Origin of the sequence: Hydrogenovibrio sp. 3SP14C1 (genome assembly GCF_029625905.1) — a bacterium.
GTDB lineage: Bacteria > Pseudomonadota > Gammaproteobacteria > Thiomicrospirales > Thiomicrospiraceae > Hydrogenovibrio.
Genome location: NZ_JARTLM010000004.1, coordinates 94,859 through 121,684 on the forward strand (window position 1 = coordinate 94,859; position 26,826 = coordinate 121,684).

At 41.1% G+C, this 26,826-nt stretch carries 20 protein-coding genes; 2 read left to right on the top strand and 18 right to left on the bottom strand.

The genetic code is table 11. The features are described 5' to 3' along the window. The 14 genes from P8629_RS04435 to rsmI form a co-directional block, all read right to left on the bottom strand. Entirely contained in the window at positions 1–1,929 is a 1,929-nt protein-coding gene (locus P8629_RS04435) for a YfhO family protein (RefSeq protein WP_278164845.1), read from the bottom strand. Beyond that, a complete protein-coding gene (locus tag P8629_RS04440) occupies positions 1,929–2,927 on the bottom strand; it encodes a CgeB family protein (protein ID WP_278165019.1) in 999 nt (332 codons plus the stop codon). The genes P8629_RS04435 and P8629_RS04440 overlap by 1 nt, the downstream gene beginning before the upstream one ends. A gap of 5 nt (positions 2,928–2,932) precedes the next feature. Beyond that, positions 2,933–4,105, bottom strand: coding sequence for a DegT/DnrJ/EryC1/StrS family aminotransferase (locus tag P8629_RS04445; protein WP_278164847.1), 1,173 nt, complete (start codon positions 4,103–4,105; stop codon positions 2,933–2,935). Beyond that, on the bottom strand, positions 4,105–5,022 hold the full coding sequence (locus tag P8629_RS04450; RefSeq protein WP_278164849.1) for a GDP-L-fucose synthase family protein: 918 nt from the start codon (positions 5,020–5,022) through the stop codon (positions 4,105–4,107). The genes P8629_RS04445 and P8629_RS04450 overlap by 1 nt, the downstream gene beginning before the upstream one ends. A 6-nt stretch (positions 5,023–5,028) precedes the next feature. Then, positions 5,029–6,147 (bottom strand): GDP-mannose 4,6-dehydratase, encoded by a 1,119-nt coding sequence (gene gmd, locus P8629_RS04455; RefSeq protein WP_278164851.1) that lies wholly within the window; start codon positions 6,145–6,147, stop codon positions 5,029–5,031. Further along, the gene (locus P8629_RS04460) at positions 6,144–6,608 is read right to left on the bottom strand and encodes a GDP-mannose mannosyl hydrolase (protein ID WP_278164853.1); all 465 of its coding nucleotides are present in this window, start codon (positions 6,606–6,608) and stop codon (positions 6,144–6,146) included. The genes gmd and P8629_RS04460 overlap by 4 nt, the downstream gene beginning before the upstream one ends. Then, positions 6,608–7,525: an NAD-dependent epimerase/dehydratase family protein gene (locus P8629_RS04465; protein WP_278164855.1), complete on the bottom strand. Its 918-nt coding sequence runs from the start codon at positions 7,523–7,525 to the stop codon at positions 6,608–6,610. Before P8629_RS04465 ends, P8629_RS04460 begins: the two co-directional genes overlap by 1 nt. Further along, positions 7,522–9,237 carry a thiamine pyrophosphate-binding protein gene (locus tag P8629_RS04470; RefSeq protein WP_278164857.1) on the bottom strand — a complete coding sequence of 572 codons (1,716 nt, stop codon included), beginning with the start codon at positions 9,235–9,237 and terminating at the stop codon, positions 7,522–7,524. The genes P8629_RS04465 and P8629_RS04470 overlap by 4 nt, the downstream gene beginning before the upstream one ends. Beyond that, entirely contained in the window at positions 9,237–10,553 is a 1,317-nt protein-coding gene (gene rfbH / locus P8629_RS04475; RefSeq protein ID WP_278164859.1) for a lipopolysaccharide biosynthesis protein RfbH, read from the bottom strand. Before rfbH ends, P8629_RS04470 begins: the two co-directional genes overlap by 1 nt. Further along, positions 10,540–11,613 (bottom strand): CDP-glucose 4,6-dehydratase, encoded by a 1,074-nt coding sequence (gene rfbG / locus P8629_RS04480; protein WP_278164860.1) that lies wholly within the window; start codon positions 11,611–11,613, stop codon positions 10,540–10,542. Before rfbG ends, rfbH begins: the two co-directional genes overlap by 14 nt. Positions 11,614–11,616: 3 nt before the next feature. Beyond that, positions 11,617–12,390, bottom strand: coding sequence for a glucose-1-phosphate cytidylyltransferase (gene rfbF / locus P8629_RS04485; protein WP_278164862.1), 774 nt, complete (start codon positions 12,388–12,390; stop codon positions 11,617–11,619). 27 nt (positions 12,391–12,417) lie between these two features. Next, positions 12,418–13,401 (bottom strand): 2Fe-2S iron-sulfur cluster-binding protein, encoded by a 984-nt coding sequence (locus tag P8629_RS04490; protein WP_278164863.1) that lies wholly within the window; start codon positions 13,399–13,401, stop codon positions 12,418–12,420. A gap of 1 nt (position 13,402) precedes the next feature. Next, entirely contained in the window at positions 13,403–15,328 is a 1,926-nt protein-coding gene (gene glmS, locus P8629_RS04495) for a glutamine--fructose-6-phosphate transaminase (isomerizing) (RefSeq protein WP_278164865.1), read from the bottom strand. Between the two features lie 225 nt (positions 15,329–15,553). Next, on the bottom strand, positions 15,554–16,429 hold the full coding sequence (gene rsmI, locus P8629_RS04500) for a 16S rRNA (cytidine(1402)-2'-O)-methyltransferase (RefSeq protein ID WP_278164867.1): 876 nt from the start codon (positions 16,427–16,429) through the stop codon (positions 15,554–15,556). 84 nt (positions 16,430–16,513) lie between these two features. On the opposite strand from rsmI, the gene P8629_RS04505 reads away from it, so the two are divergent. Then, on the top strand, positions 16,514–18,079 hold the full coding sequence (locus P8629_RS04505) for a penicillin-binding protein activator (RefSeq protein WP_278164869.1): 1,566 nt from the start codon (positions 16,514–16,516) through the stop codon (positions 18,077–18,079). A gap of 2 nt (positions 18,080–18,081) precedes the next feature. Next, positions 18,082–18,444, top strand: a complete 363-nt coding sequence (locus P8629_RS04510) for a YraN family protein (protein WP_278164870.1) — start codon at positions 18,082–18,084, stop codon at positions 18,442–18,444. 18 nt (positions 18,445–18,462) lie between these two features. Here P8629_RS04510 and P8629_RS04515 read toward each other — a convergent pair whose 3' ends face one another. From P8629_RS04515 to chrA, 4 genes are all read right to left on the bottom strand, one after another. After that, entirely contained in the window at positions 18,463–19,158 is a 696-nt protein-coding gene (locus tag P8629_RS04515) for a class I SAM-dependent methyltransferase (protein WP_278164872.1), read from the bottom strand. Positions 19,159–19,192: 34 nt separating this feature from the next. After that, positions 19,193–22,735: a UvrD-helicase domain-containing protein gene (locus P8629_RS04520; protein WP_278164874.1), complete on the bottom strand. Its 3,543-nt coding sequence runs from the start codon at positions 22,733–22,735 to the stop codon at positions 19,193–19,195. Then, the gene (locus tag P8629_RS04525; protein WP_278164876.1) at positions 22,732–25,500 is read right to left on the bottom strand and encodes a PD-(D/E)XK nuclease family protein; all 2,769 of its coding nucleotides are present in this window, start codon (positions 25,498–25,500) and stop codon (positions 22,732–22,734) included. The genes P8629_RS04520 and P8629_RS04525 overlap by 4 nt, the downstream gene beginning before the upstream one ends. 131 nt (positions 25,501–25,631) lie before the next feature. Beyond that, positions 25,632–26,804, bottom strand: coding sequence for a chromate efflux transporter (chrA, locus tag P8629_RS04530; RefSeq protein WP_278164878.1), 1,173 nt, complete (start codon positions 26,802–26,804; stop codon positions 25,632–25,634). Between the last annotated feature and the right edge of the window lie 22 nt (positions 26,805–26,826).

The following is a 26,826-nucleotide window of genomic DNA, read 5'->3' on the forward strand; positions in this document are numbered from 1 at the left end:
TTATCTTTGTTTTTGGACGGTTCTTTGTTGCAAGACCAAAATAATAATTAAAATAAAAATAATCAAGTAGGCCAAGCTAAATGAAATGTACGCAGTAAGGGGGTCAAATCTAAACTTAACCTCATAGCTTCCTTTATTAGGAATCACAACCCCCATAAAGATTCCATTTACTTTTACTAATTTATGTTTTTCTCCATTAATGTAGACATTCCAGCCTGGAGCATATGGTGAATTAAACGAAATTAAAGCACTATTTGATGATACTAATTCAATTTTTGTCTCATTAGGGGACACAAGTATACTATTGATTTTATAGTTAAAACTCTCATCTAGACTAAAATTTATTGAACTATCATCAACACCAAAACTCGGAAAAAAATACGTTATATTTTTTGTATACTTTGGATAAAACGTATTATCGGTATCAGCTGAAATTCTTTGATAAGGATCGCTCTGTTTAACATCTCTCGTCACAGAAACAACTTCCTCTATAAAATCAAATCCTTTAAATTGCCAGTACCAAGGGTTACCTAAATTATTATAGCCATGGTTATACAGCATCTTTTTTAATACCCAGTCATCATTAAAGCTGTAAAAACTGGGGTTATTAGGTACCATGAATCGTTTATTTTCTGTGAACTCTACACTTTTAACTCTATTTTCAACTTTCTGGGCATAAAAACTATCATTAAGGTGTGGGGTGAATGCATAAAAAAAGTACAAAATATTTGTTAAGATTAAAATAAACGCATATTTAACAAAATATGTTTTTAAAAAATAACTTGTCTTTTCTAGACGATAAGTTGTAATAAAAATTAGTGCTATACATGTATAAAAAAGTCCCAACGCCATCCACCTATTTGCGTTGAATATTGGAATTTCATTAATGTAGTGCGTTATACCTAAACTTAAAGAGCTGGCATAGAATACCCCCACCACTCCAACAAAAAACCAAAAAACTTGATTCTTTGTAACATTCAAATATCTTGAAAACAGTGTCAGAATGAAAGCAAATCCTACTAATAAACCTACACCTTGTACCCATGTTCTATAACTAGCTAGCCTAGGGTCAATAACATTGACCAGTGCCTGAAAGACACTGTGGTAACCAAATGTTGCAGGTTGAACCCCCATACTTCTCAGTCTTGGTTCAACATTAATAAAGTCCCCATTAAACAATGAATAGTTAAATTTCAAGTCCATTATTCCTGGAAGCATAAATAGCAAATATATAATTGCCATGAAGCACAACATGAAAAACACTTGGATATAAAATGTTTTTTGCTTCTCACCAATGGAAAGTGCATACAAAACAACAAGAACACCATTGACAAAATTCATCCATGGATAACCTGCCACAAGAAAACATCCTGATATCGAACCGATCAAGGCTACTGGGACAAAGGAATATCTTCCTTCACGAACAAGGTGAACAAATAACAGTAGCCATGGAAAACCAGAAAGTGAAACTACAAATGATATTTGACCTGTAAATGTAATTAGCACGCTTAATACATATGCAACAGTTCCAAAAGCAGCTATCTGATAGGAAATCCCAATCTTTTTAAAATAGAGATAAACTCCTATCCCGCCAAATAATATATAAGATTGAACCATCCATTCGAAAACAATAGCTGGATTGAATATTTGAGCTAGAAAAACAAATAATAATTGAAAAGGTGTAAACAACCCAGAAAGGTTCAAGTTAGGAAAAAAAACTCCTGACTGGATAAAAGGATTCCAAAATGGTATATATCCACTGCTAATGGCATCTGTAAAATATAAAAAATTTACAAAAATTAGGTCATGTGTATCCCAACCTGTCGTACCATGACCTGTCAAATTTGGGTGAAAAAACAATAGAGATATAACAATTAAATAAACCAATACGAAATAATCATTTTCAACAATTTTATAAAAATTACGCATTATCGACTCAGTTTAATTTGATTTAACACTTGATATACCCTATTCCCATAAGAGTCATTTTCCCTTGATTTTTTTTGCCCCTGATTTCTGATTTTTTCTCGCTCAAAATCATTATTTAAATAGTATTCAATTTGTAAGGCTGCCTCCTCAACGTTTGAGTAGCAAACAATTTCACTTCCAATATCAAAATGCCTTTCAAGTGCAGGTACGTAATCTGATAACTGAAAACCACCGAAGAATGGGATTTCAAAATTTCTCGCTTTAATTTGGCTATTAGATTTTTTAGATCTAAGCATCAATAGCATCGATTTAAGTGAAGAAAAAAGGTAACGGATATCATAACTATTACTATTAGAAATATTTAGATTAATTTTAGATTCTGAAAATAACTTCGTCATAGCTTCGGCACTGAGTGGACCATTAGGCCATCCATTACCAAATGCTTCAACTGCAATTCCATTGTGAGCTAGCTGTTTTATAAACCACGCTCTATATGGATGATAACCACCGACAAAAGAAACATCATATTTATATGCCTTGGCTTCTTCAAATTCTTCATACGCGTCAATCGCAGCCCATTGACTTAAAAAAACATTGTCTTGGCCTATTGCTTTATATTTAGTTAGTGAATATACATCTGTTGTGATACACAAAGAAAAATCATTTGCATAATGCCTTGTAAAGTCGTCAAAACGCCACTGATCGTCACCAAACCAATTAACAGTTATATACTTTTCTTTCAAAGACTTTAACGTTTCATGTTTGAATTGATCTTGATACAAACAAAAAAATATTAAATCGGGTTTGACTTGGTCAGCTGCATCCAATAGTTTCTGCTGCAATAATTCCTTATCCGTAAGAAGGTCATCATAATAAAACCCAACAACTTCATGCCCCAGTTTCTCAAAGCTATGCTTAAATCCATCCTGACCGATTAAATTGAGTCCTCTCGATTGGATTCCATAATCATACTGAAGATCTACATACAAAATCCTCATATTAATCAACATAGCAACTTGTGTAAGTCAGATATTTTTTCTTTAATATCAATTTGATGATTTCCTACGAATAAACCATACTGATCTATATATTCGGCACTCTCTAAAGAACCGGCCACTTCATAATCAAAGTATTCCAAAACCTCTTTGTTCTTCAAGAAATTTCCCGTTACAATTGGCCGGCATTCGATGTCGTTTTCTTGTAATTTAGTGACTATCTCCTTACGCGTATAAGGTGAATTTTCTTTAAGCACTAACGAAAAACCAAACCAACTACTTTTTTCAGTTTCTTTTTGTATTTGAATGTATGGATGGTCTTTAAAAAGCGACACAAACAATTTTGCATTTTCCTGTCTAGCTTGAATAAAGCTTGGGAGTTTTTTAAGTTGTTCAATACCAATTGCACCACTCATTTCTAGCGGGCGCACGTTATACCCAGGTAAAACAAATTTAAAGGCTTCTTCAAACGGGTCATCACTCTTTGTGCCTGAAACCAGGTTATGCTTAGGTAGATTTCGAGTCCAGCCATGTGCTCGTATTGCTAATAGAATATGGTATAACTCTTCATCATCAGTCACCACACACCCGCCTTCCATTGTTGCAATATGATGGCTAAAGAAAGAACTGTATGTGCCCATTACACCAAAAGTGCCAGCTTGTTTACCTTGGTATGTAGCCCCCATCGATTCACAATTATCTTCTAATAAAGTGATGTTTTTACCTTCAATCATCTGTTTGATTTGATTAAAGTCGTTGGGGTTACCTAATAAGTTAACCATTAAAATAGCTTTTGTTTTATCAGTTATTGCTGCTTCTAACTTCGTTAAATCAATATTTAGGGTTTCGCGATCAATATCAACAAACTTTACTTTTAGACCATATTGCTGCAAAGGAAAATAGGTTGTTGACCATGAAACAGCTGGAACAATCACTTCGTCACCTCGTTGCAATTTTAATGACTCATTCTTTGTGAAAAATAATGATGCAATCATTAATAAATTCGCTGTCGAACCAGAACTTACCATTAATGCATACTTTGAACCGAAAAATGCTGCAAAATCCTGTTCATATTGAGCAACATGCTTACCCATTGTAAACATATCTGAATCAATGACGGTTTGAATTGCGGCGAGTTCTTTTTCATCCCAAGTACTACTCGCTAATGAATAATTAGACATTATTTAAATTCCTTAAAATATTCAAATGTTTGGTTTAGGCCATCTTCCAATGAGGTTATATAGTGCCAACCGAATTCTTTTAACAGGGAATCATCAATTAATTTTTGTTTCATTCCAACCGGTTTCGACAAGTCATGAACAAATTCACCTTTAAAACCAACCACTTTTGCTATAGCTTGATAATACTCATTAATCGTGTAGTCATGCCCTAAACCAACATTGATATTTTGAGGCATTTCCTCAAATCTTGGGATCGCATAAAATACAAAATCAGCCAAGTCTCCCGCATACATAAATTCTCTTCTAGCAAGACCATCTCCCCATATTTCAATGGTTTCTTTGCCTTGCTCTTTCGCTTCAGAAATTTTACGAATCACAGCCGGAATCATATGCGAGTGGTTTGGATCAAACTTGTCATGTCTTCCGTATAAATTACATGGAATAATGGTTTTATATAGGTAGTTACTATCTTCTCTTTGTATATATTCACATAGACGTGTACTCGTGACCTTAGCTAAAGCATACCCTTCATTAGTGGGTTCTAACTCACCTTTAAGTATTAATTCTTCAGCAAGAGGGTTTAAGGCATCCCTAGGGTACATACAGGAACTGCTTAAATTCAAGAATTTCGTAACCCCAACATCTTTTGCAGCAGTCAGAATGTTCAATCCCATCTGCATATTATCAACCAAAAACCTGACTGGCTCAGCAATATTCGCCTGAATGCCACCCACAACACCTGCCGCGTGAATAATCATATCTGGTTTATTTTCAGATAAATAACGCTTAACCATTGATGCATCTAATAAATTTAATTCAGCACGATTTGGTGTCAATATTTCATAACCTGAAGCGAGGTGGTGTTCCAGTATATTTTGACCAACCATTCCGCCAGAACCTGTAATTAACAATTTCACTTACTATTACTCCACCGAGACCGGGATATCATGACCGTTTTGTTTTAGTAATGCATAGCGCTGTGCGACTTTTAAGTCTTCAGACACCATCTCAGCACACATCTCTTGCACGGTGATTTCTGGTGTCCAGCCAAGTTTTTGTTTTGCTTTGCTTGGATCACCGAGCAAAGTTTCAACTTCTGCAGGTCGGAAATAACGTGGATCGATTTGTACAATGACATCACCTATTTTCAATGCAGGCGCTTTATCGCCTTCAATAGCTGTAATGGTGGCTTTTTCATGAATGCCTTCACCGGTAAATTCTAACTTTAGCCCCAATTCTTCAGCCGACCAGCTAATAAACTGGCGAACTGAGTATTGCACGCCCGTGGCAATAACAAAATCATCTGGTTGGTCTTGTTGTAACATCATCCATTGCATGCGCACATAATCTTTGGCATGACCCCAGTCACGTAATGCATCAATATTTCCCATATACAAGCACGACTCTAAGCCTTGGGCAATATTGGCTAATCCTCGGGTGATTTTTCGGGTCACAAAGGTTTCGCCTCGGCGCGGGGATTCATGATTAAATAAAATGCCATTACAGGCATACATTCCATAAGATTCACGGTAGTTAACGGTAATCCAGTAAGCATACATTTTAGCTGCGGCATAAGGCGAACGCGGGTAGAAAGGAGTCGTTTCTTTTTGAGGAGTTTCTTGGACTTCACCATACAGCTCTGAAGTTGAAGCTTGGTAAAATTTGGTTTTCTTTTCTAAGCCTAATAGACGAATGGCTTCTAGTAAGCGCAAAGTACCTATTGCATCGACATCTGCGGTGTATTCCGGTGACTCAAACGACACAGCAACATGCGATTGCGCGCCTAAGTTATACACTTCATCCGGTTGCACTTCTTGCAGAATGCGTGTTAGGTTAGAAGAATCAGTTAAATCACCGTAATGCAGTATAAAGTTTGCATTATCAACATGAGGGTCTTGAAAGATATGATCAACACGCTGAGTGTTAAATGAAGAAGCTCGACGTTTAATGCCGTGAACCTCATAACCTTTTTCTAATAAAAATTCCGCTAAATAGGAACCATCTTGACCTGTAACACCAGTAATAAGGGCTTTTTTCTTCATTGCTTAAGTTTCCTAAAGTAATCCTGTGTGTGTTTATGTACACAATTATTTTCTAAAATTTCATCTATTGTAAAAAGTTGATACTTGCTATGCTCTGCCAAAGGAAGCGCTAACTCATCAATATCCATATCCGCAAATAATTTATAGGCTAACACAACATAGTGTGTTGAAATTTTCTCTGAAACATAACTATCATTGTAAAAATGCTCAAAAGAACCAAAAAAATAACTGGACACAGTATTCACATCTATATTCAATTCTTTTTTGGCAATTCTTTCTAAGGCATCCGATATTTTTTCATTTTTAAAAATTCTTCCACCGGGTACAAACCAAAAGTTTTTTGCCGGTGAGTTTAACCTCTTGCCCAGTAAATACTTTCCCTGACTCTCAACAATCAAATCGATAGACACCAAAGGAGCCATTTGGATTAAATTAGAAAAGTCATCTATTGGTAGATTCATTAATGAAGAACCTTTTGTATCTCTGACTTTATACCATCCATTGAAGTAAACTGCGGAACATAACCAGCTTCTTCGGCAGCTCGATTTAAGGAATAATAATGCGTTTTAAGACCTGTCGCATTAATACCTGCTTGCTCTACAAGCTCATATTTCAACCCATAACTATCTGACAGATCAGCAAGCATGGTTAGTTTATCAATAGGTTCTTTTGTATAACAATCAATAGCTTGATTAATTGGTTTACAATCAATTACACACTGAATAAGCTGATAAAAATCGGTTGGCGTAATAAAGTCTCGAAAAATATTTAAATCTGAAGTCTTCAACACGTCACTATTCTTTAATGCTCGAACAATATCTGTAATTAAGAACCGAGCACTCATATCCTGCGCATGACTAAAATAATTAAACACTCTCAAATCGACAATTGAATAATCAGACATCGCCCGATGCCTAGCTTCTGCATGTAGTTTTGCGACGGCATACCAATCTGAAGGAACAAGGTTATTAATATCTATGCTCGCAGTGGATTCATTTGTGATTGGTTTCTCAAAACTTCCACCATAAACAGCACCGCTACTTAGGAAGATGTATCGACAAGATTTATGCTGCTTAATGTAATCAAGTGCTAATGAGTCATAGTAATGAGTCACATCAAAAATACTAGCGCCCATTTCCTTTGCTCTCGCTGGATCACCAACTCCAACAAAATTTATCACTACATCATAAACATTTTCTTTTGAAAAACTTTCGTAAGTATAAAGTTCACACCGACTCTCAGCAATTGACGACAACCACGCTTGCATTGTTTCTATTTGTCTAACAAACAAATCGCAACTGTAGTCCGTATTCTTAACAAAAGAGGCTATAAGGTCTTTTGCAATTTGGCTTGATGCACCAAAGATTGCAATTTTCACAATAATGCATCCTTTACAAGCTTCGGTGATTGTTCATCTATTGAATTGCCAAATTCCAATCTAGGACGGCATTCACGAGCATCAGGCATCATAACTTCAATTAAATATGGTCTATTGTCACTTATGAATTGATTTAAATGGAAATTAAAACTTTGAAGATTACTAACTGCTACCGATTCAATATTATAAGCCTGACCAATCTTGGTAAACTCGGACGAATACCCACCCCAATAAGTTGAAGAGTTTCTACCTTCAAAATATAATTCCTGAAATCCTCTAACCATCCCTAATGAATAATTATTAAAAACAAGAACAAGAATTGGCAAATTTTCTCTAGCAATGATATCTAACTCTTGAATATTCAATTGAGCCCCACCATCACCCGTTATCACAACAACTGGCGCATTTGTCGCATAATACAATCCTAAAGCTGTAGGTATTGCGAATCCCATTGCACCGAGTCCGCCAGAATGGTGAAGAGACTGGTCGTTAGACAGTCTTAAAGTATGAGCAGCCCACATCTGATTATTACCAACATCTGCTACATATTGAACCTGACGATCTTGGAACGCCGCATTTAATTTACTGAATATTTCAAATGGACTCATGGACCAATCGGAATATTCATCTACAAATGTTATCTTGAAATATTCTTGCAAGCTACATACCCAGTTCGAATGGTTTCTATAAATAAAATCCTTCCCTAAAAACTCTTGAAAAAAAGCTTCCGATTCCACTTTATGAACTTGATCACATTCGACACGATTATTTAACTGCTCATCTTCAACATCAATTTGTATAATTTCTGCATTTCTTGCAAAGTCATCGACTTTAGCACCTGTTTGCCGTACATCCAAGCGACTACCAATCACAACTAATAAATCACAGTTTTGAATTGCATAATTAGCGGTTCTTGTGCCATACGCACCAATCATTCCAAAATAAAAATCCGATGCCAATACTTTTTCAGCCCCCTTAAGACTAGCAACATATGGCAATCCTAAAGAGGTTATTTTTTTTAACCACATATTAAATGAAGGGCTATTTACAGCACCGCCTCCAATCAAAAACAACGGTGATTTTGAACCATTAATAGCTGACTCTACTTCATTGAAATTATACTTACTCTTAGCTGTGTTTACTTCAGTTAGCGGTTTCGCGTCTAGATAAGACAAGACGGTTTCATCGATCTCAGCTCGTTGAACATCCATCGGTACATCTAACAATACGGGACCAGGTCTGCCTTCTTTTGCTATATCAATTGCTTTCTGCAATTCAGGAATCAACTGCGTTACATCAGTTATCTGAGAGGCATATTTTGTAATACTTTTTACTAGGGCAACGCTATCAAGCTCCTGAAAGCCTTGTTGACGTATTTTTCGCATTCCTTTCAGTTCATATGTATTTACTTGCCCTGTTAAAAATATACAAGGATGACTATCCAGCCAACAGTCAGCTACCCCTGTAATCAAATTCGTGGCTCCTGGCCCACTTGTCCCCAATGCAACCCCCAGTTGCTTATTATCACTACCTCTTGCAATTGCACCTGCAGCAAAAGCAGCTCCTTGTTCATGGTGCATAGAAATAAGCTGTGTCTGCCCCAGTTGGTTAATACTATCAACCAAATGAGTAATCATTCCTCCAATCAACTCAAAACCATAAGTTACATTATTAGCTGCAAGTACTTGTGCGACAGCATCGGAAGCTTTCATCAAAAACCAACCCCAAAAAACTCTTCTAATTTTTCCGCAATATAATCTAACTGCTCCGTTCCTAAACCAGGATAGATACCCAACCATAATGTCTGGTTCATCGTCACATCTGTATTCGTAAGCTCTCCAACAATTCTAAAATCGACATTCTCAAAATAAGGTTGACGAGTAAGATTCCCTGCGAATAGAAGTCTTGTTCCGATTTTCTGCTGATCCAAATACTTCGTCAAGTCAACACGACTCACTCCCGATGCAGCCTTCACTGTAATTGGAAAACCAAACCAAGAAGGCGTAGAATTTTCTGTCGGCTCGGTCAGTTTAATAAAGTCTGTCACAGTGGCCAATCGGTTTTTGAGGTAATCAAAATTAGCATTACGCTTTTCAATAAATTCCGGTAGGCGTTTAAGTTGTGCTAAACCACAGGCTGCTTGCATATCGGTAATTTTTAAGTTGTAACCTAAATGCGAGTAAGTATATTTATGATCATACCCTTGTGGCAATGAACCGAGCTGCATATTAAAGCGTGTGCCACAGGTATTATCACACCCTGGTTTACAATAACAATCACGACCCCAGTCCCGGAAAGATTCAGCAATCAGTGCCAACTTCGCATCATTTGTAAAAACTGCGCCGCCCTCTCCCATAGTCATGTGGTGAGCAGGGTAAAAGCTTAATGTGGCAATATCCCCCCAGGTACCGACCATTTTGCCATCGAATTTGGCTCCTAACGCATCACAGCAGTCCTCAACGAGCCACAAATGATGCTTCTCACAAATCGCTTTTACTTTTGCAAGGTTAAATGGATTCCCTAACGTATGTGCCAGCATTATGGCTTTGGTTTTGGGTGTAATTGCGGCTTCAATTAAGTCTGCATTAACATTGTGTGTTTTTAAGTCGACATCCACAAAGACCGGTACGGCTCCAAACTGCACAATTGGATTTACCGTCGTCGGAAAGCCAGCCGCAACACCAATCACTTCATCGCCTTTTTGAATCGCTCTTGGCCCAAGCTTTGGTGAAGTCAACGTATTAAATGCGACGAGATTGGCTGAGGAGCCTGAATTGACCGTAATAAGATGTTTAACATCAATAAATTCGGCGAGTTCTTTTTCAAACTGTTCATTGAATCGCCCTGTCGTTAGCCAGCCATCCAAAGATGCCTCAACCATATACTGCAATTCCGTTTCACCAATCACTTTTCCTGAAGGGGGAACCACTGTTTTTCCGGCTTCAAAAGGTTTATCAACATATTGCAGTGCGGCATATTGTTTAACTAATTCTGCTATTTCTTTTCTTAAGGAATCAGTGGTTTTCATTATTCATGTCTCTCATATAATCATTAATTTCTTGCAAGCATCTAGTCTGCATATCTTCTTGATTTAACCAAGCCTGGTGCCATTGGATAATTTTGGCAAGGGTTTGTTCTAGGCGCCATGTTGGCTGCCAATACAGTCTGGCTTTGGCTTTGGATATATCCAGCTTTAAATAACCCGCTTCATGGGGATGGGCGTTTTTATCCAACTCCCAACGGGCACCGGACCAGTTAGCAACCATGTGGTTTAAAATCCAATCCACCGGCTTTGCATCATCCTCATAGGGACCAAAATTCCAACCCTCAGCAAATTTTTTCGGGTTTTGATAAAGGTTTTGTGCCAAGACAAGATATCCTGATAAAGGCTCTAAAACATGTTGCCAAGGACGTGTTGAGGCTGGATTGCGAATCACCACAGGCTGATCTTTTTCAAAAGCACGTAAAATATCGGGAATCAAACGATCTTCTGCCCAATCACCGCCGCCAATCACATTACCAGCTCTAGCCGAAGCTAAACCAACACCTTGCTCTTGCATAAACGAACGGCGATAAGCTGAAGTAACTAACTCAGCACAACCTTTAGAGCTGGAATAGGGATCATAACCACCCATCGGCTCGTCTTCGCGATACCCCCAAACCCATTCTTTATTCTCATAACATTTGTCCGTGGTGACGCTAACAATGGCTTTTAGATTTTCACAACTTCTTGCCGCTTCTAGGACTTTAGCCGTTCCCATCACATTGGTGTCATAAGTTTCAAGCGGTTCTTTATAAGACAAACGCACTAAGGGTTGTGCCGCCATATGAATAAGAATATCTGGGCTAAAGCTTATGATACTGGCTTTTAGAGTTTCAAAATCGCGAATATCACCAATTTCTGAATCGATCTTTTCAGCGACTTTAGCTTCTTCAAACAAACTGGGATGAGTAGGCGGTGTGAGGGCATAACCTTTTACTGTTGCCCCCATTTCAACCAGCCAAAGCGAGAGCCAACTGCCTTTAAAGCCAGTATGCCCCGTTAAATAAACGCGTTTGTCTTTCCAAAAATCTGGGGTTACATTCATACCTTATTCCCAGTTTTTCCAAGGCGCTTTTCCTGATTGCCAAAGTTCTTCAAGATGAATTTTATCTCTGAGTGTATCCATTGGCTGCCAAAAGCCTTCATGTTGAAACGCCATCAACTGACCATCTTCTGCTAAGCCCATTAACGGCTCCTGCTCCCAAGTACAAGTGTCACCACTAATTCTATCTAGGACTTCTGGAGATAAGACAAAGAATCCACCATTAATCAGGGCGCCATCGCCTTTTGGTTTTTCTTTGAACTGCATAATTTGATTGTTTTGAATATCTAAGGCACCAAAACGCCCTGGAGGATAGGTTGCCGTAAGTGTCGCTTGTTTACCATGCGATTGATGAAAAGCAACTAGTTCAGAAATATTGACATCAGAAACGCCGTCTCCATAGGTAAAACAAAAGGCTTCTTCGTCTTTCACATATTCCGCCACTCGCCCTAAACGACCACCGGTCATCGAATTTTCCCCGGTATCAACTAAGGTAACCGTCCAAGGTTCCGCACGTTTTTCATGCACTTCCATCTGATTTTTTTTCATGCAGAAGGTGACATCCGATTGATGCAGAAAGTAGTTAGCAAAATATTCTTTAATGACATAGCCTTTGTAACCACAGCAGATGACGAAGTCATTGATACCATGCGTGGAATACATTTTCATAATATGCCAAAGAATCGGCTTACCACCAATTTCGACCATTGGCTTAGGGCGTACACTCGTCTCTTCACTCAATCGCGTGCCGAGTCCTCCGGCTAGAATCACTGCTTTCATATTATCACTCTTTTATTTTCGTAATCTTTAATAACTTTGAACAAAGGCGTCTGAATAAAATTGCTTTTCAGGTAAGCCTGCTTTCATAAATTGCGCTTTACTCGATTGGATCATGGCGTTTGACCCGCAAGCATAAACGGCAGATCTTACCATGCTTGATTGTTCTGCCAAAGCTGCATCTTGAACATAACCTTTTTCATCATCCCAGTCTTCATTCGGTTTTGAGCAGACCTTAACAAAATTAATGTCCAACTTCTTAAACCTTGGTTGCCAAATAAACGCTTCTGGATAGCGATTACCCCAATAAACTGTAATGGATTGTTTTTGCTTAAACTCTTGGTTTGCGTCTAGGCTCTCTAAAATTGAGATGATCGGTGCAATGCCTGTCCCTGTTGCGAGAAAAATTAACGGCATTGATGTATCTCTAAGAAAGAATGTGCCTTTTGGACCTTCAATTCTAAGCAGGTCATTTTCTTTGGCTTTATTAAACCAGTAGTCACTCATTTTGCCGTTTTCAAATCGCTTGATCAGCAAAGTAATTTCTTTTTGATTTGCCGTTGAGGCAATCGAATAACTACGGCGTAAATTATTCCACAATACATCTAGATACTGTCCTTCGAGGAATTTAAAATTTGCACTCGGTGGTAATCTTAAAGTCACTTCAACATGCTCAGCAGTATACTTTTCAATTGCATTAATTCTTGCGGGCAGTGTTTTGGTTTCAATACCGTGTAAAGCACTTAAATCTTCAGCATCAATTAAAATATCTGTTTTAGGGGCACAACAACACGTTAAAACCTTGTGATTTTTTTTATCTTCTAGTGTCAAAGCGATTTGATCTTGAAGTTCAGCTATTTCACCGCTCAATAAAGTGGTTTTGCAAACACCACATTGCCCAGTTTTGCAGCTGTACTCAAACACTAGACCTGCATCTAACGCAGACTCTAAAATACTTTTATCCTCTTTCCCAGAAAATATTTTTTTTTCAAGCATTGTTATTTGAATGTTCATATTATTCAACTGTTACAGATTTTGCTAAATTTCGTGGTTGATCCACATCAGTTCCCTTAATCAAAGCGACATGATAACTCAATAGCTGCAAAGGGATATTAAAAGTGATTGGCGCAGTAATACGCCCAACGTTAGAGGTTGCTTTTATTACTTCAAATCCTTCTTCAGACCCTATACAAGACTTCTCGTCTTCAAATACGATCATCTGACCGCCACGCGCTTTAACTTCCTGTAGATTAGATTTAAGCTTTTCTAATAAATCATCATGTGGTGCAATGGCAATCACGGGGATATGCTCATCAATCAGCGCTAATGGACCATGCTTCAATTCTCCAGCAGGATAGGCTTCGGCGTGAATATAACTTATTTCTTTCAGTTTTAACGCCCCTTCCAGTGCGATTGGAAACATCGTACCGCGCCCTAAAAATAGAGCACTGGTTTTATCAGCAAACCCTTGTGCAATCTCCTTAATACTGTCTTCATGTGTCAACGCTTTCTGTAGCAGGCCTGGGAGTTTTTGTAGGCCATGAACAATCTTACATTCTTGTGTTTCAGACATTAAATTTAAAGTTTTTCCAACGGCGGTCACCAATAACGACAAAGCCACCAACTGAGTGGTAAAGGCTTTGGTGGAAGCCACTCCAATCTCTGGACCCGCATGCGTTAAAAACGTTAAGTCAGACTCTCTGGTTAAACTGGATTCGGGTACGTTGCAGATTGAGAGGGTTGGAATGTTTAGGCCTGTTTTATGGATTGGAGATCCCCGGGTCAAGCCCGAGGATGACGACGTTTGAACATGACGTGAGGGTGTTTTGGCTTTTAATTGCTTAATCTGTTGCAATGCCGCTAGCGTATCGGCTGTTTCGCCCGATTGACTAATGGTCACAAATAGGGTGTTATTTAACACAACTGGATTTCGATAACGATACTCACTGGCCACTTCCACCTGACAAGGCAAGCCGATAATATCTTCAAACCAATACTTGGCCACCAAGCCTGCATGATAACTGGTACCACAGGCGATAATCTGCACTTGTTGAATCGATTCAAAAAGAGTTTCCGCCTCATGACCAAAGGCGGATACCAGGACATGATCTTGTGTGATGCGGCCTTCCAGCGTATCGGTCACCGCTTGTGGCTGCTCGAAAATTTCTTTATGCATATAATGGCGATGCTCGCCCAGCTCAATCGCATGCATACTGACCGAAGACTGTTTAACCTCACGTGCGACTTTTTGACCTTTCGCATTAAAGATTTCGACGCTATCACGCTTTATTTCAGCCACATCTCCTTCTTCTAAAAAGATGAAGTTTTGCGTAACGGGTAAAAGAGCAGATACATCAGAGGCAATAAAATGCTCACCGATCCCAACTCCAATCACCAGAGGGCTGCCTTTTCTCGCCGCAATTAACGTATCGGGTTCATGCACAGATACCACACCGATAGCATAAGCGCCTTCAAAATGGACAATGGCTTTTTGAACGGCTTCTAACAGAGTTTCAGAATTTTGTAATTGTTTGTGAATACAATGCGCAACAACTTCAGTATCGGTTTCAGAAGTAAAACGATACCCTTTTTCCAATTGAAGCTGTTTTAATGCCTGGTAGTTTTCAATAATGCCATTATGAACCACGGCCACTTCATTATTACAAATGTGCGGATGGGCATTATTCTCGGCAGGAATGCCATGCGTGGCCCAACGGGTATGGGCGATACCGACCTGCCCAGAAATAGGCGATTCATCGAGCTGTATTTTTTGCTCTAGGCTTTTAATCTTCCCCAACGCTCTGACACGTTGAATGCCTTGATTGGAATCTAAAACCGCAATGCCGGAGGAATCATACCCTCGATATTCCAATCGCTTAAGACCTTCCAACAAAATTGGAACCAAATTTCTTTCAGCAATGCCGCCGACAATTCCGCACATTTATTTATTCTTTCCTATCATCATTTACTTTCTAAAGACATTAGGCAATTCTACTTTATTTCCATGCGATTTTACAGGCTTTAAAACACGAATAGATAAGTGATTTTGCTAAAAATAAAAGAGATTTAATAACCTTAAAGATTTTTATGCTTTAAAATTAATTAGTTACCTTAATTATGAAGAATTTACGACATCATAAACCAATTTCAAAAATAAGGAAAAAAATTACTTTATCTCCAAAACCCTTTGATACACCGCTTTTTTCTTTAAGCCTAAATACCCGGCCACAATCTCGGAAATCTGCTTGACAGGCAAGGCCTGCTGAAGCAGCAATTGAATCAATTGATCGGCATCGGTTATGGCGTTTGGTTCCGCCGCTTCAGCGCCCTTTAAAATAAACACAAACTCGCCCCGGACTTTATCTGCATTCGTTTCAAAGAAACGTAACGCCTCTGCAACGGTTCCAGAAAAGAATAACTCAAACTGTTTGGTGAGTTCTTTCGCGACCACCATCTCCCGATCATTACCAAAAGCGGCTACAAAAGTCGCTAAACTTTCCAGCAATCGATGGGGCGATTCATAAAACACCATGGTGCGCGATTCTTGCGTTAAACCTTCCAATACGTGTAATCGTTTTTGTTTTTTTGCAGGTAAAAAGCCTTCAAAACTGAAACGGTCTGTTGGCAAGCCGGCGGCACTTAACGCGGCAATCATTGCGGATGCGCCGGGTATGGGTTCAACCTGAATATGTTCCTGCCGTAATAAATTGACTAAATGATACCCCGGATCACTGATTAACGGTGTGCCGGCATCCGAAATCAGCGCACCTTGTTCACCGGCGTTTAATAACGCCAATAACTCATTTCGTCTTTCTAATTCATTATGCTCATGTAAACTAATTAGCTTTTTATTCAAACCATAATGTTGTAATAATTTCTTAGAGTGCCGAGTATCTTCCGCCGCCACCCAATCCACATTTTCTAATACTTCAAGCGCTCTTAAAGTAATGTCTTTCAAATTGCCGATAGGCGTCGCGACAATAAAGAGTCTGCCTTGAGTGTTTTCAACTATTTTATCTTTACTTTCATCTTGGTATGACATGCGGTACTCTTGTTTATAATTCGATTCCAACCGTATTAACCGTTATAATTGTTAACACGATTCATTTAGGTCATTTTATTAAAAATGTTTAAACAGATTACATTAATTTTTGCCGTCTTTACCGTTGTTTTGTTAACAGGGTGCAGCACCACACCAAAACAGTCCGAGCGCTTAAAAGAAATCCAGCGTGGCTTTTTAGATGCGCTACCAAAAATCCCAAGCCAGTTGAATTATTTAGAAAGTTCGATTCAAGACGCTAAAAATGACCAGGCCTGGCAAGAATACATCGACTTAAGTCGAGATTTATGGCAAGAAGTGGACGATGCAAACCAATTGGCGATTGAATTCCAAGTGTGGTCAACGTTCAAAAACTTGCCTCAAACGACTTTGCAACGACTCAAAAACAATGCTGATAATAATGCGGATTTACAAAATTGGCTACGTTTAGTAGAGGCGACTCAACAAAAGGCAATTTGGCAGAAACAAGCTTTACGCGACTTACGTGAATTTTATCCAACCGCACTTTACGTTGAGCACCTGTTGCCAGAATTACAAAATAAACTTAACCAGCCGACTCCCATCAAAAACATCGCGGTATTACTGCCATTCAGTGGTGAATATGCCAATATCAGCCTACAAATCCGAAATGGCATCTTAAAAAATCATTTTTCAAATCAATCAACCACTCACATTCGCTTTTATGACAGTAGCGACCTGAGTGAGCTGAAACAAACTTACTCAACGGCGATTCACCAAGGTGCTGAATGGGTCATTGGTCCTCTTCGCAAAGAAGCGATTGAAACTTTAGCTCCCTTAAAGCCGGAAAACTTACTGGCCTTAAACCAGGTTAACGATCCTAACATCAAACAATTCAATTTCAAATCTGATTCAGAAGCGTTTCAAATTACCCAACAACTTCAATATCACGATTTTAAACGCATTGGTATTTTAACCAGCACAGCCTCTTCAGATACCAATTTAGCACAGCATATTTTATATAATTGGAATGAAATGGAAAATAACCATGCTGTTCTAAAAACCTACCCAACTCGGCGACCGAATTTACGAGAAGCTTTAGGAAGTGTTATTAATGAACCTGAAAGTGAAGCGCGTAAAAACAATCTAAAATGGCTTTTTAAAGAAACCATCCACTTCACTCCGCGCCTTAGACAAGACTTAGATTCGATTATTCTTATCGGAAGTACAGAGCGTTTAGCCGTCTTTAAACCTCAGTTCAAGTTTTTTGCGTTGAATCTGCCGACATATGGTTCTTCTAAGCTTACACCGGCTCAATTAAAGCAAACGCCGCCGAATAAAGATTTAAGCCATCTTATTTTCCCTACCATGACGGCGGCAATGAAAGAAACACCTTTGAAAACGCCTTTTGAGGCTTTTGGCTGGGACAGCCTAACCGTGGTTTTAAATCAGCAAGATCTTGCGCCGGGGGTTTGCCTCAACAGTGGGATGACCGGTAGGCTATCAATGCAAGACAATATCATTGATCATACCTTTATTTGGGCGCAATATGATCGTTATGGCTATATTACCGAAGCGCCGCCTTATGTACCGCCACAACCAATTGAAGAAGAGCAAGAACCCGTGACGCCTGAAACAGACGCGGAAGCTAATTCAACAGAGATGATGGAATAACCATGGGCTGGTTCAGTCAAAAGATTGGCCAGCAAAAAGAACAGCAAGCCGCGGTCTGGTTAAAAACTCAAGCCATTAAGGTTGTCGCTCAAAACTTCCGCTGTAAAGGCGGTGAAATCGATTTAATAGGGTTGGATGCCAACCGCACGTTGATCTTTTTTGAAGTCAAATACCGTCAAAACAGTGCCTACGGAACGGCCTCGGAATTTGTCACCCCACAAAAACAACAACGCTTAATTCAGTGCGCCCAAACCTATTTGCAGAAACACCCGGATTACCAAGCGTACAACATGCGATTTGATGTGCTCTGTTTTGAAAACAGTCAACCTCAACCGGAGTGGCTGCAAGATGCCTTCTGGAGTTAAACAAGCGATTGACGTAGTTTATTTTTCCACCACAATCCGAACAAAGCGCCCGTCTCGCTGTGGTGTTTTCTCAATCAACTTAAATCCACCCAACGTCAACATAAACACTATGTCGTCAGGGTGATAACGGTTATGTTCCTGAAAATGTTCAAACGCATCTTCCAAATCTGCAACAGTGGTTTGGTCTCCCCACACCAGAGTGTCGGTATAACGTTGATTCAGATAACTTTCCAATGGCTGTCGAACCACGTCAATCACACACAATCGACCACCAGGTTTTAACCACTCATACGCCGCTTTAAACATTTTAATTGGCTGAATGAGTTCGTGCACCACCATATTGGCCATGACCATACTCAAACTGCCCGCTACAATCTCCGCTTGAGGCTGATTCAAATCATCCACCAAAAGTGTTGCATTGTTAGGTAACTCAAGCGGAGTTTCGAGCATGTAAGGTGCGGCCTCAATACCGTAAATTTTTGACTCCGGATAACGTTCTGCGCAGTCTTTCACAAACTGCCCGATTCCGGCTCCCATATCCAGCACCCCTTCTTTCGGCTGATGGTTCAGCGCCATCATATCATCCCAAAACTGCCAAAAGGCCTCATCATGTCGTCGGTCGTAACTATTGGTAATCATCTGACGCGCATGAGCACCATCGCCACCATGGTGTTTCAAAATCTGTTGTTGTGTTTGTTCTAACGTTTTTGTCATTTTCAATTTCCTGCAAGGTGCCAGTAAATCAGGATCAATCCAACTCAATCCATTCGTCTAAATAACTGAAATAAAGTACTCTTTTTTGAGGTCGATTCTCTATCACCCCCAACAGCTGACCATATCGTTCAAGTTGTGGCGTGTAGACGTCTATTTGAGACTGTAAAAACGCTTTTTTATCCTGTTCGGGCTTGTCCAAATCAAACACACTGGTTTTATAGTCAATAATCCAGCGCGTATTTTGCTCGTCCACGAATGTGCGATCAATAATATGGTTGGACTGTCCGGTTTCTTCTTTGGCGCTCAAAGGTAATTCAACAGCCGATTCGGCATGCTCTCGTGATAACGCCCAACGAACTTTGGGATTGTGTAGCGCATGGCTTAAAGACACCATGACGCGTTCCAATGCGGTCTTCAGTAACTCACGATTCAAGCCCATCTGCATTAAACCATATTGATAGCGTGCTCTTTGTGTTTCCAGCTTCGTGTCATCCCAACCGGAAAGATCCTGTTGACCCCATTGCTCAAAAACCGCATGCACAAAATTCCCAACCGTTTTTGCCAAAATACCGCCTTCCAAAGAAGATGCCTGCTCTGCTTGCGATGCCTCAACAAAAGCATCAAACGACTCAACCATATCATCTTCTGTGACTGCAGTCGTTCGAGCTGTTTTAACCAGGTCTGACTCCACAATTTGAGTTTGCCAAAACCCTGTTCTTTCCAAAGGCAGGCGACTGATTTTTGGTAAAAACACCTGTGAATTTTCTTCTGCTTCAATAAATTGATACTCTCTTAACAGCACTTCAAATTTGGGTTTTTCTATTGGCCAAAGACACTCTAGCAAACTCTTTTTCTTTGGCGTCAACGCCACATCCCCATTAAAAGCTTTTTCAGAAACGCTCACACTGCCAAACAAATGCAGTTGCTGTTTGGCACGGGTACAGGCAACATACAACAAACGAGCCAGTTCATAGCTTTGCTTAATTTCTTCATAACGCTTAATTAAACTGGCCAGGCCTGGCTGTTTTTGAGCCACTTTTCCTTTTTGCTCAAAAGGCGCAATCACCAAATATGAATATTCATTTTGTCCTTTAAAAGACAACCAAGACAGCAATTGTTTTTCATCAGAGCGCGGCTGACGCCCCAGTCCGGGTAAAATCACCGTATCGAATTCTAAACCTTTCGATTTATGCATCGTCATCAGTTCTACCTTTTGACTGGCTTCTGACGCATCGGGCAAAGCGTACAAAGCCTCCAAAGTATCAGATAAGCCCTTGGCCGTTAAAGCACTCACATCATTTTGAGCCTCCAAGCTGCTCAACATCATCCAAAAAGCATCTACATTCTGCAATGCCACGGCTGACTCAACCGTTTGCGGGCCGTCTAACGCCAGCCAAGTTTCACGCAATAACACTTCCAATGCATAAGAGCCCATAGCATTCAGCGCTTTTTCAAGAACGGGATAAGCACTCTCTAATTGCCTATGTCCAGCGTCTGATAACTGTTGCCAGCCCGGGTGGTTTTTATCCTGCAAAGTTTCCCATACTGGTGTCTGAAAATAATCTTCATTCTCGCCCAATAAACGATACAAGTCCGTTAACGACAAGCCCACTAAAGGCGATCGTAATAAAGCGATCCAAGCAGGCCGATCTCCCAAATGAAGTAACGCTCGAGTCAACGCTTCGCAATCTTGAATCTCCTGTCGATCTTTCAAACCTTCCAATTCCACCGCGCGAAAAGCAATACCTGACTGCTTGAGCTGAGTCGCCACGCCCATTAAATGCGATCGACTTCGGCCTAATATTCCAATGGAATCGCCCGCTTTCAAGTCAGGGAGTCGTTCTTGAATCAAATCCAAAATACGACTGGCTTCATCCGAGGCAGACTGTTCCAATGCCCAGTGAGGATAAACCGCAGGCGATTCTTCTTTAGAAAAGGCCACTGCAGGGGCATAACTAACTGCGCCTTGTTCAATCAAACTCTTTTTAGGAAACACCTTGGCAAAAGTTTGATTGACCCAATCCACCACCCCTTTTGAAGAGCGGAAATTCACATCCAAACTCAATGGCGTTAAAGGCACTTCGCCCAACCGACCTTGCCAGGCTTGCAAAAAGTTGCCCACTTCGGCTTCTCGAAAACGATAAATCGACTGCATCGGATCCCCAACGATAAACAGACTATGAGAATCCTCCGACGACCAACCAGCCACTAATTTTTTCACTAAATCATATTGCGCGACACTGGTGTCTTGAAATTCATCTATTAAGAGATGCTTTAAGGTGTAATCCAACTGTTGCGCCAAGTCCGTCGGCTCCAGTTCATGCCCCAAAGCTTGAGAAGCGGCTTGCGCCACTTCAATAAAGTCCGCTTCGCCTTCGGTTTGAAAACACAGCTTCAAGTGTGCAACCGTACGTCGCAACAACTGAATTAAATGACGAAGGTTTTGCCATTGTTCATCCGAGTAGCTGCCATCTGGCAACTGACTTAGCACAACCAACGCTTGGGCATATTGCCCTCGAACATCGGCCACATTCAGCTCTGCCAATAAAGCGACGAAAGCGTCTTTTTGTTCTTTGTTTTCCCCTTTACCGGCTGGAAAGCCTTTCTTCACTGTCACCGTTTTTAAGAACTCACCTTTGGCGGAGAGAATCCAACTACCCAGTGCCTGCCAAGCCGACAATGCGGATTCCTCCGTTAAAGCTGAATCAACCAATGGTTTCAATTGCGGTTGTTCATTTGGCATCGCAAATCCAGCAAACTCGGCAATCTGCTGCAATAAAGGCATGACAGGATAAAGCGTTTCTATCGCTTGCGTTTTTTCCTGTGTTACCAATAAAGCCAGTGCTTTTTCCAGCTCGATTCGCTCTTGCGCTTCTGCTTCTTTACCATATGCCAGTAACCCCCCCATCCACTGATCGCGCTTTTTCAGCATCGTTACCAACAAATTTTCTGCGCTGCGATAGTTACCATTCACCAGTCTCAACAAGCTGGCAGAGGCTTCCGTCGTGTCAGCGTCTTTTAACGCCAAGCGCACCGCTTTCAGATACAAGGCGTCATTCATACTCGCCACTTGAGGCTGCGCACCTAAGCGTGACAACAAAGGCATTTGCTGAACCAAATAACCGTTCATGGAGTCAATGGTTCGAATTCGTAACCGGTTTGGATTGTCCAACAAATGCCACTGCCGTTGTTGATTATTCTGTAAAGCAGCTTGCGCTAAATGCCAAGTGTTTTGGTCATAAATCGAGGAGTCTCCGTCCAGCTCGGTTAACCCGAACTGCAAGGCTTCTAAAATACGCTCTCGCATTTCGGCAGCGGCCTTTTTGGTAAAGGTCATCGCCACCACCTGTTCTGGTGTTTCGACTTGAGATAATAGTGCCAAAAAGCGCTGCGTTAGAAGTGCAGTTTTACCCGATCCGGCTGGCGCTTGAACAATAAAAGAATGCTGTGGATGAATCGCTTGAAAACGGGCATTGCCATCCGGTAATGCTTCGTCCAGAATCAAGTGCTTTAACGGATCAATCGCTTTTTCCTTAGAACTGGCATCATCGGTTCCAAAATCGAGGTCTAAATTCACTCCGTTTCCTCCTCTTCGGCCAACATCTGTTCTCCCATTTGCGCAGTAACCTCAGGCAATCGCAATGCCAATAAACTGGCAGCATAAGTTAAATCGGTTTCTTTTCGAAATGTCATTTCAGCCTGTCCCTGCTGAATTTGGGTGGCCAACGCAGAGACTTCATCCCGAAGCGCTTGCAAAAAATCCGACCAGCTCATGCCCTCAAAATCGCCGCCCTCTTTCGCCGCTAATTTTGCAAAAATCATTTGAGAGCGATCTTTTAACATCACCCCCTCGTTGGAAATCAACGTATTAAATTTCACGCCGTCATCACTGTGCAAGATGCCATAACCCAACCCTGCGACTGCTTTATGATACGCATGCAGATACACCGCCAGCTGAGGCGCTTCAATCGGCTCTTTCAACAAATCCCCCACCGAGGCTTTGCCGGTTTTGTAGTCCAATATCAAGCGACTGAGTGCACCTGTTTCCGCATCAAACACGTCATCCACACGGTCTATTTTAAGATTGAACTCAATCCCCCCAATGGTTGGGGTATGATTTTCTTCAAAAGCGACGACCTTGAAATTCGGCCGTGCTTTTTCCAACGCCAGCCAATCTAAAATCAATTGCTGAATACGGTTTTGCTCTAACGACAAATAATGCTCATCAAACTGATTTTTTAAAGGCATCATGGCTTCTTCCAACAATTGCAGAACCAAGTCACTGACCGACTCATCTGCCATCTGCAATAAGGACTGTTGATCCTGTACTTGACGCCAAAAGGCTTCCAAAACCGCATGAACCAATGTTCCAAGATGATTGGAACGCATTCCTTCTTCAACTTCTTCCAGTTGCTGACGCGCGCCTAAGCGGAAATCCATAAACGCCATTAACGGGCATTTATTTTGTGCGGTCAAAATCCCTGAGCCACCGGGCACTCGACTGCCCAGAGGTACTTCTGGCCCTCGCGTGTCTTCAACCCATTCCAAAGGCTTTCCACGTTCCCATAACCGCCTTGCCAGGCTTTGATATGAAATAGGGTCATAGGCTTGGGCATTCTGTAATTCAGCCAGATTTAATAAAGGACTCGGCAAGGCCACCCGATCTTCTAACTGCTGAGGATAAGACCACACAATTTCGGGACTTGATTTTGCCAATCTCATAGTGACCTGCTTGGCATACTCCAACTCTCTCAAGGCATCAGACCGAGGCAGTCCATGCATCCGTTGCAAAGCCATTGGTAAAAATGGATTAGGGTTCGGGGGTCTTGGCCAAGCCTCATCAATTAATCCCATCACCCAAAGGCTATCGAATGCTTGCCCTCCGGCTTCCAGCGTTCCCATAATTTGAATAGGAACAATCCCCTGCGTTTGAGGTTGATGCACTTTTTCATTAAGATAGCGTTTAAGCAATCCGAGCCAGCCTGAAACCGACTGTTTTGGTTGCATCATATTCAACTGAGCAAAGCTGGCAAGTGCTTCCAGAAAGGTTTCTTTTTGTTGCATTTCAATGCTACTCAAAGAACGCTCCTTAGAAGAGTCTGCCCATCTAAATTGCTGCAAGCTTTTTTCCGCCTGCGCAATAAATTGAGAAAGACTCAATGTCTTTAGGCGCGGGGCATCCGAGACAGTGTCTAACAAATTTATTAATGATTTGGGTAACCAAGTCTGTGCTTTTTCGGTTTCTTTCTGCTGTATGGCGTTTAACAAATTCGGCCATTTGAAGCTGGCCCATTGCAACCGACGACAACGAACATCGGCTTTTTGGCGCTGAACGATGCTTCCAAGCGTATAAGGAGACGTCAACCAACTGGACCAGTCGGCATATGCCAGCGTTTTGTCCGGCATCATCGCTAATGCCAGCGTCTGTAATGCATTTTTGACAATGGGGGTTTGTGAAAGGGGTGTCCCTAATGACATATTATAAAGCGGCTGCCGAGCCGACTTTAAGGGCAAAGCCTGCCCAAATTGCTGATACAACACCTCATCTAATGCCCAACTCAAAGCGTGCTGAATATCCGCTAAATTCGGCGCCACCACGGCAATCCGAATTGCATGCAAGGGCTTTATTTTATACTGTTGTTTGAGTTGTTCTGCACACCACAATACAATCTGCTGAATTTCATCTTGTGGATTTAAAGCGGTATAAAGCCATTGTTGGTTTGCTGTCGACAAGTTCATTTCATCCACTTGCTTGACCTCTGTTCCGCCGGCCTGAACTATCTCAATCCATTGCCTCATGAATGGCGGTATTTCATCAAACCCATGAAGGTGAAATGCTTCGGGCAAGGATCCAATCGTTTTTAGGTATTTTAATTGCTGCTGTTGCTGCAAGACGGCATCCGCCCAGTGATGTTTTTCCAATGTCGCCAAATACGTTTCTTTCAAATCCAGAAACAAGCGGACTTCTTCGGTGATGTAGGCTTCGTCAAACAACGGGGCAGGAAAATATTCCGCAAAAAAACACCAGGCCTGATATAGCTGTTTTGCGGTCGCGGTTTGATTCAATAATGCCAGTTCAGGTTGCTGCTGAATTTTCTCGTCTAACAATGTTTCCCAGATTAGTTGCGCTTCAAACGCCGATAAGGTTTTATGCGGTAATGTTTCAAGCGGCAAGTCACCACGGAGTAAGGCAGCTTGCATCCATTGCGCCCACCACTGTGACCAAGTCATTACTTCCGGGGTTCTCACAACGGTCTGATCCTGCCACTGACCTGCCAGCAACTGTTGTTTCAAAAACCGGGTGAGACGACTGTTTGCCGTGATGTGAACCACATTCTTCATATAAGCAAAAACCTGAACCTTTAAAGCTTAAAAGCATACCAAAAAACGTAAATTTTATCTGGTTCTTAACCGCTTTAACGTTGAAAAAATGCCCAGGCCTGGGCGTTTTTAATGAGCCACTAACATCCCGATCAAAGAAACTGAATCATTGCGAAAGAGGTCATCACATTGACCAACATCAAACTCGGTACAGACCAATGAAACCGAAATAACAGCAGCACGTTCAGCAATAACATCACTCCGCTTTGCCAGTTAATGATGGCATGAGGCAAAATCATACTGATAAAGGCAAACAGTAAAAAGCCCACCACACCAGCCTGAATGACAATCAAGCTTTTTTGCAGAGGCTTTGACTGCGTCACTTTTTCATAGAAGGGCAAAACGCCAATTACCAGCAAAAAACCCGCGAGAAAAATACTGAAGGTAGCCAAAACCGCACCCGGCACGCCGCCCAATAAAACGCCTAAATAAGCGGCAAACGTAAATAAAGGACCCGGTAATGCTTGTGCCAAACCATACCCGGCTAAAAAAGCCTCTTCCGAAATTTGCTGTGTCTGTACCCATTCCAATTCTAAAAAAGGCAACACCACATGTCCTCCGCCAAACACCATGGCTCCGGCACGATAAAACCCTTCTACAATTTGCCACAAAATATGCGAAGAATATTGACTAATGACAGGAATCATCACCAACAAGATGGCAGCACTACTGATTAAAAAAACGCCTTGCCAAACACTAGGCATTCTTTGCTTAAAAGAAGAGGCATCCGTATCATTCGAAACCGAAAGAAAAGGGCCTATTACGGCCAGCATTGTCAGCCACAAGATCGGCGTCCAAACGGTTGGCACCAGAAACAAAGGCACAACACTTAAGAGCATCACGCCTTTAAGTGTCCATGACTGACAAAACGTCTGGCTCATTTTCCAGATAGCCTGCAATACCACAGTCGCGGCAACAATGATCAAAGCTTGTAAGAGCACCCGCCAGCTATCATCCAGCACGACCCAGCCATAAGCCAACAAAGCCATAATCATGGCTGAGGGCAAGGTAAAGCCCACAAAAGCCGCTATTGCACCCGCCCAACCGGCTTGTTGATAGCCGATTAAAAAGCCAAGTTGAGAGCTGGAAGGGCCGGGCAAGAAATGACACAAAGCGACCCACCGTGCAAACTGCGTCTCATCAAACCAGCACTGTCGCACCACAAAGGCCTCTCGAAAAAAGCCAATATGTGCGACGGGCCCACCAAAAGAGGTACACCCCAACTTGAAAAACTGAATAAAGATAGTCCAGGTAGAAACCGTCATTATCACAAACTCATATCAAAAA

Bases quoted from the DNA above. Each gene is read 5' to 3' on its own strand.
- P8629_RS04440 (WP_278165019.1), bottom strand. From the start codon at position 2,927: ATGAGGATTTTGTATGTAGATCTTCAGTATGATTATGGAATCCAATCG.
- P8629_RS04435 (WP_278164845.1), bottom strand. From the start codon at position 1,929: ATGCGTAATTTTTATAAAATTGTTGAAAATGATTATTTCGTATTGGTT.
- P8629_RS04470 (WP_278164857.1), bottom strand. From the start codon at position 9,237: ATGAAAGCTTCCGATGCTGTCGCACAAGTACTTGCAGCTAATAATGTA.
- rsmI (WP_278164867.1), bottom strand. From the start codon at position 16,429: ATGTCATACCAAGATGAAAGTAAAGATAAAATAGTTGAAAACACTCAA.
- chrA (WP_278164878.1), bottom strand. From the start codon at position 26,804: ATGACGGTTTCTACCTGGACTATCTTTATTCAGTTTTTCAAGTTGGGG.
- glmS (WP_278164865.1), bottom strand. From the start codon at position 15,328: ATGTGCGGAATTGTCGGCGGCATTGCTGAAAGAAATTTGGTTCCAATT.
- rfbF (WP_278164862.1), bottom strand. From the start codon at position 12,390: ATGAAAGCAGTGATTCTAGCCGGAGGACTCGGCACGCGATTGAGTGAA.
- P8629_RS04510 (WP_278164870.1), top strand. From the start codon at position 18,082: ATGGGCTGGTTCAGTCAAAAGATTGGCCAGCAAAAAGAACAGCAAGCC.
- P8629_RS04490 (WP_278164863.1), bottom strand. From the start codon at position 13,401: ATGAACATTCAAATAACAATGCTTGAAAAAAAAATATTTTCTGGGAAA.
- rfbG (WP_278164860.1), bottom strand. From the start codon at position 11,613: ATGAATGTAACCCCAGATTTTTGGAAAGACAAACGCGTTTATTTAACG.
- rfbH (WP_278164859.1), bottom strand. From the start codon at position 10,553: ATGAAAACCACTGATTCCTTAAGAAAAGAAATAGCAGAATTAGTTAAA.
- P8629_RS04525 (WP_278164876.1), bottom strand. From the start codon at position 25,500: ATGAAGAATGTGGTTCACATCACGGCAAACAGTCGTCTCACCCGGTTT.
- P8629_RS04445 (WP_278164847.1), bottom strand. From the start codon at position 4,105: ATGTCTAATTATTCATTAGCGAGTAGTACTTGGGATGAAAAAGAACTC.
- P8629_RS04460 (WP_278164853.1), bottom strand. From the start codon at position 6,608: ATGAATCTACCAATAGATGACTTTTCTAATTTAATCCAAATGGCTCCT.
- gmd (WP_278164851.1), bottom strand. From the start codon at position 6,147: ATGAAGAAAAAAGCCCTTATTACTGGTGTTACAGGTCAAGATGGTTCC.
- P8629_RS04515 (WP_278164872.1), bottom strand. From the start codon at position 19,158: ATGACAAAAACGTTAGAACAAACACAACAACAGATTTTGAAACACCAT.
- P8629_RS04505 (WP_278164869.1), top strand. From the start codon at position 16,514: ATGTTTAAACAGATTACATTAATTTTTGCCGTCTTTACCGTTGTTTTG.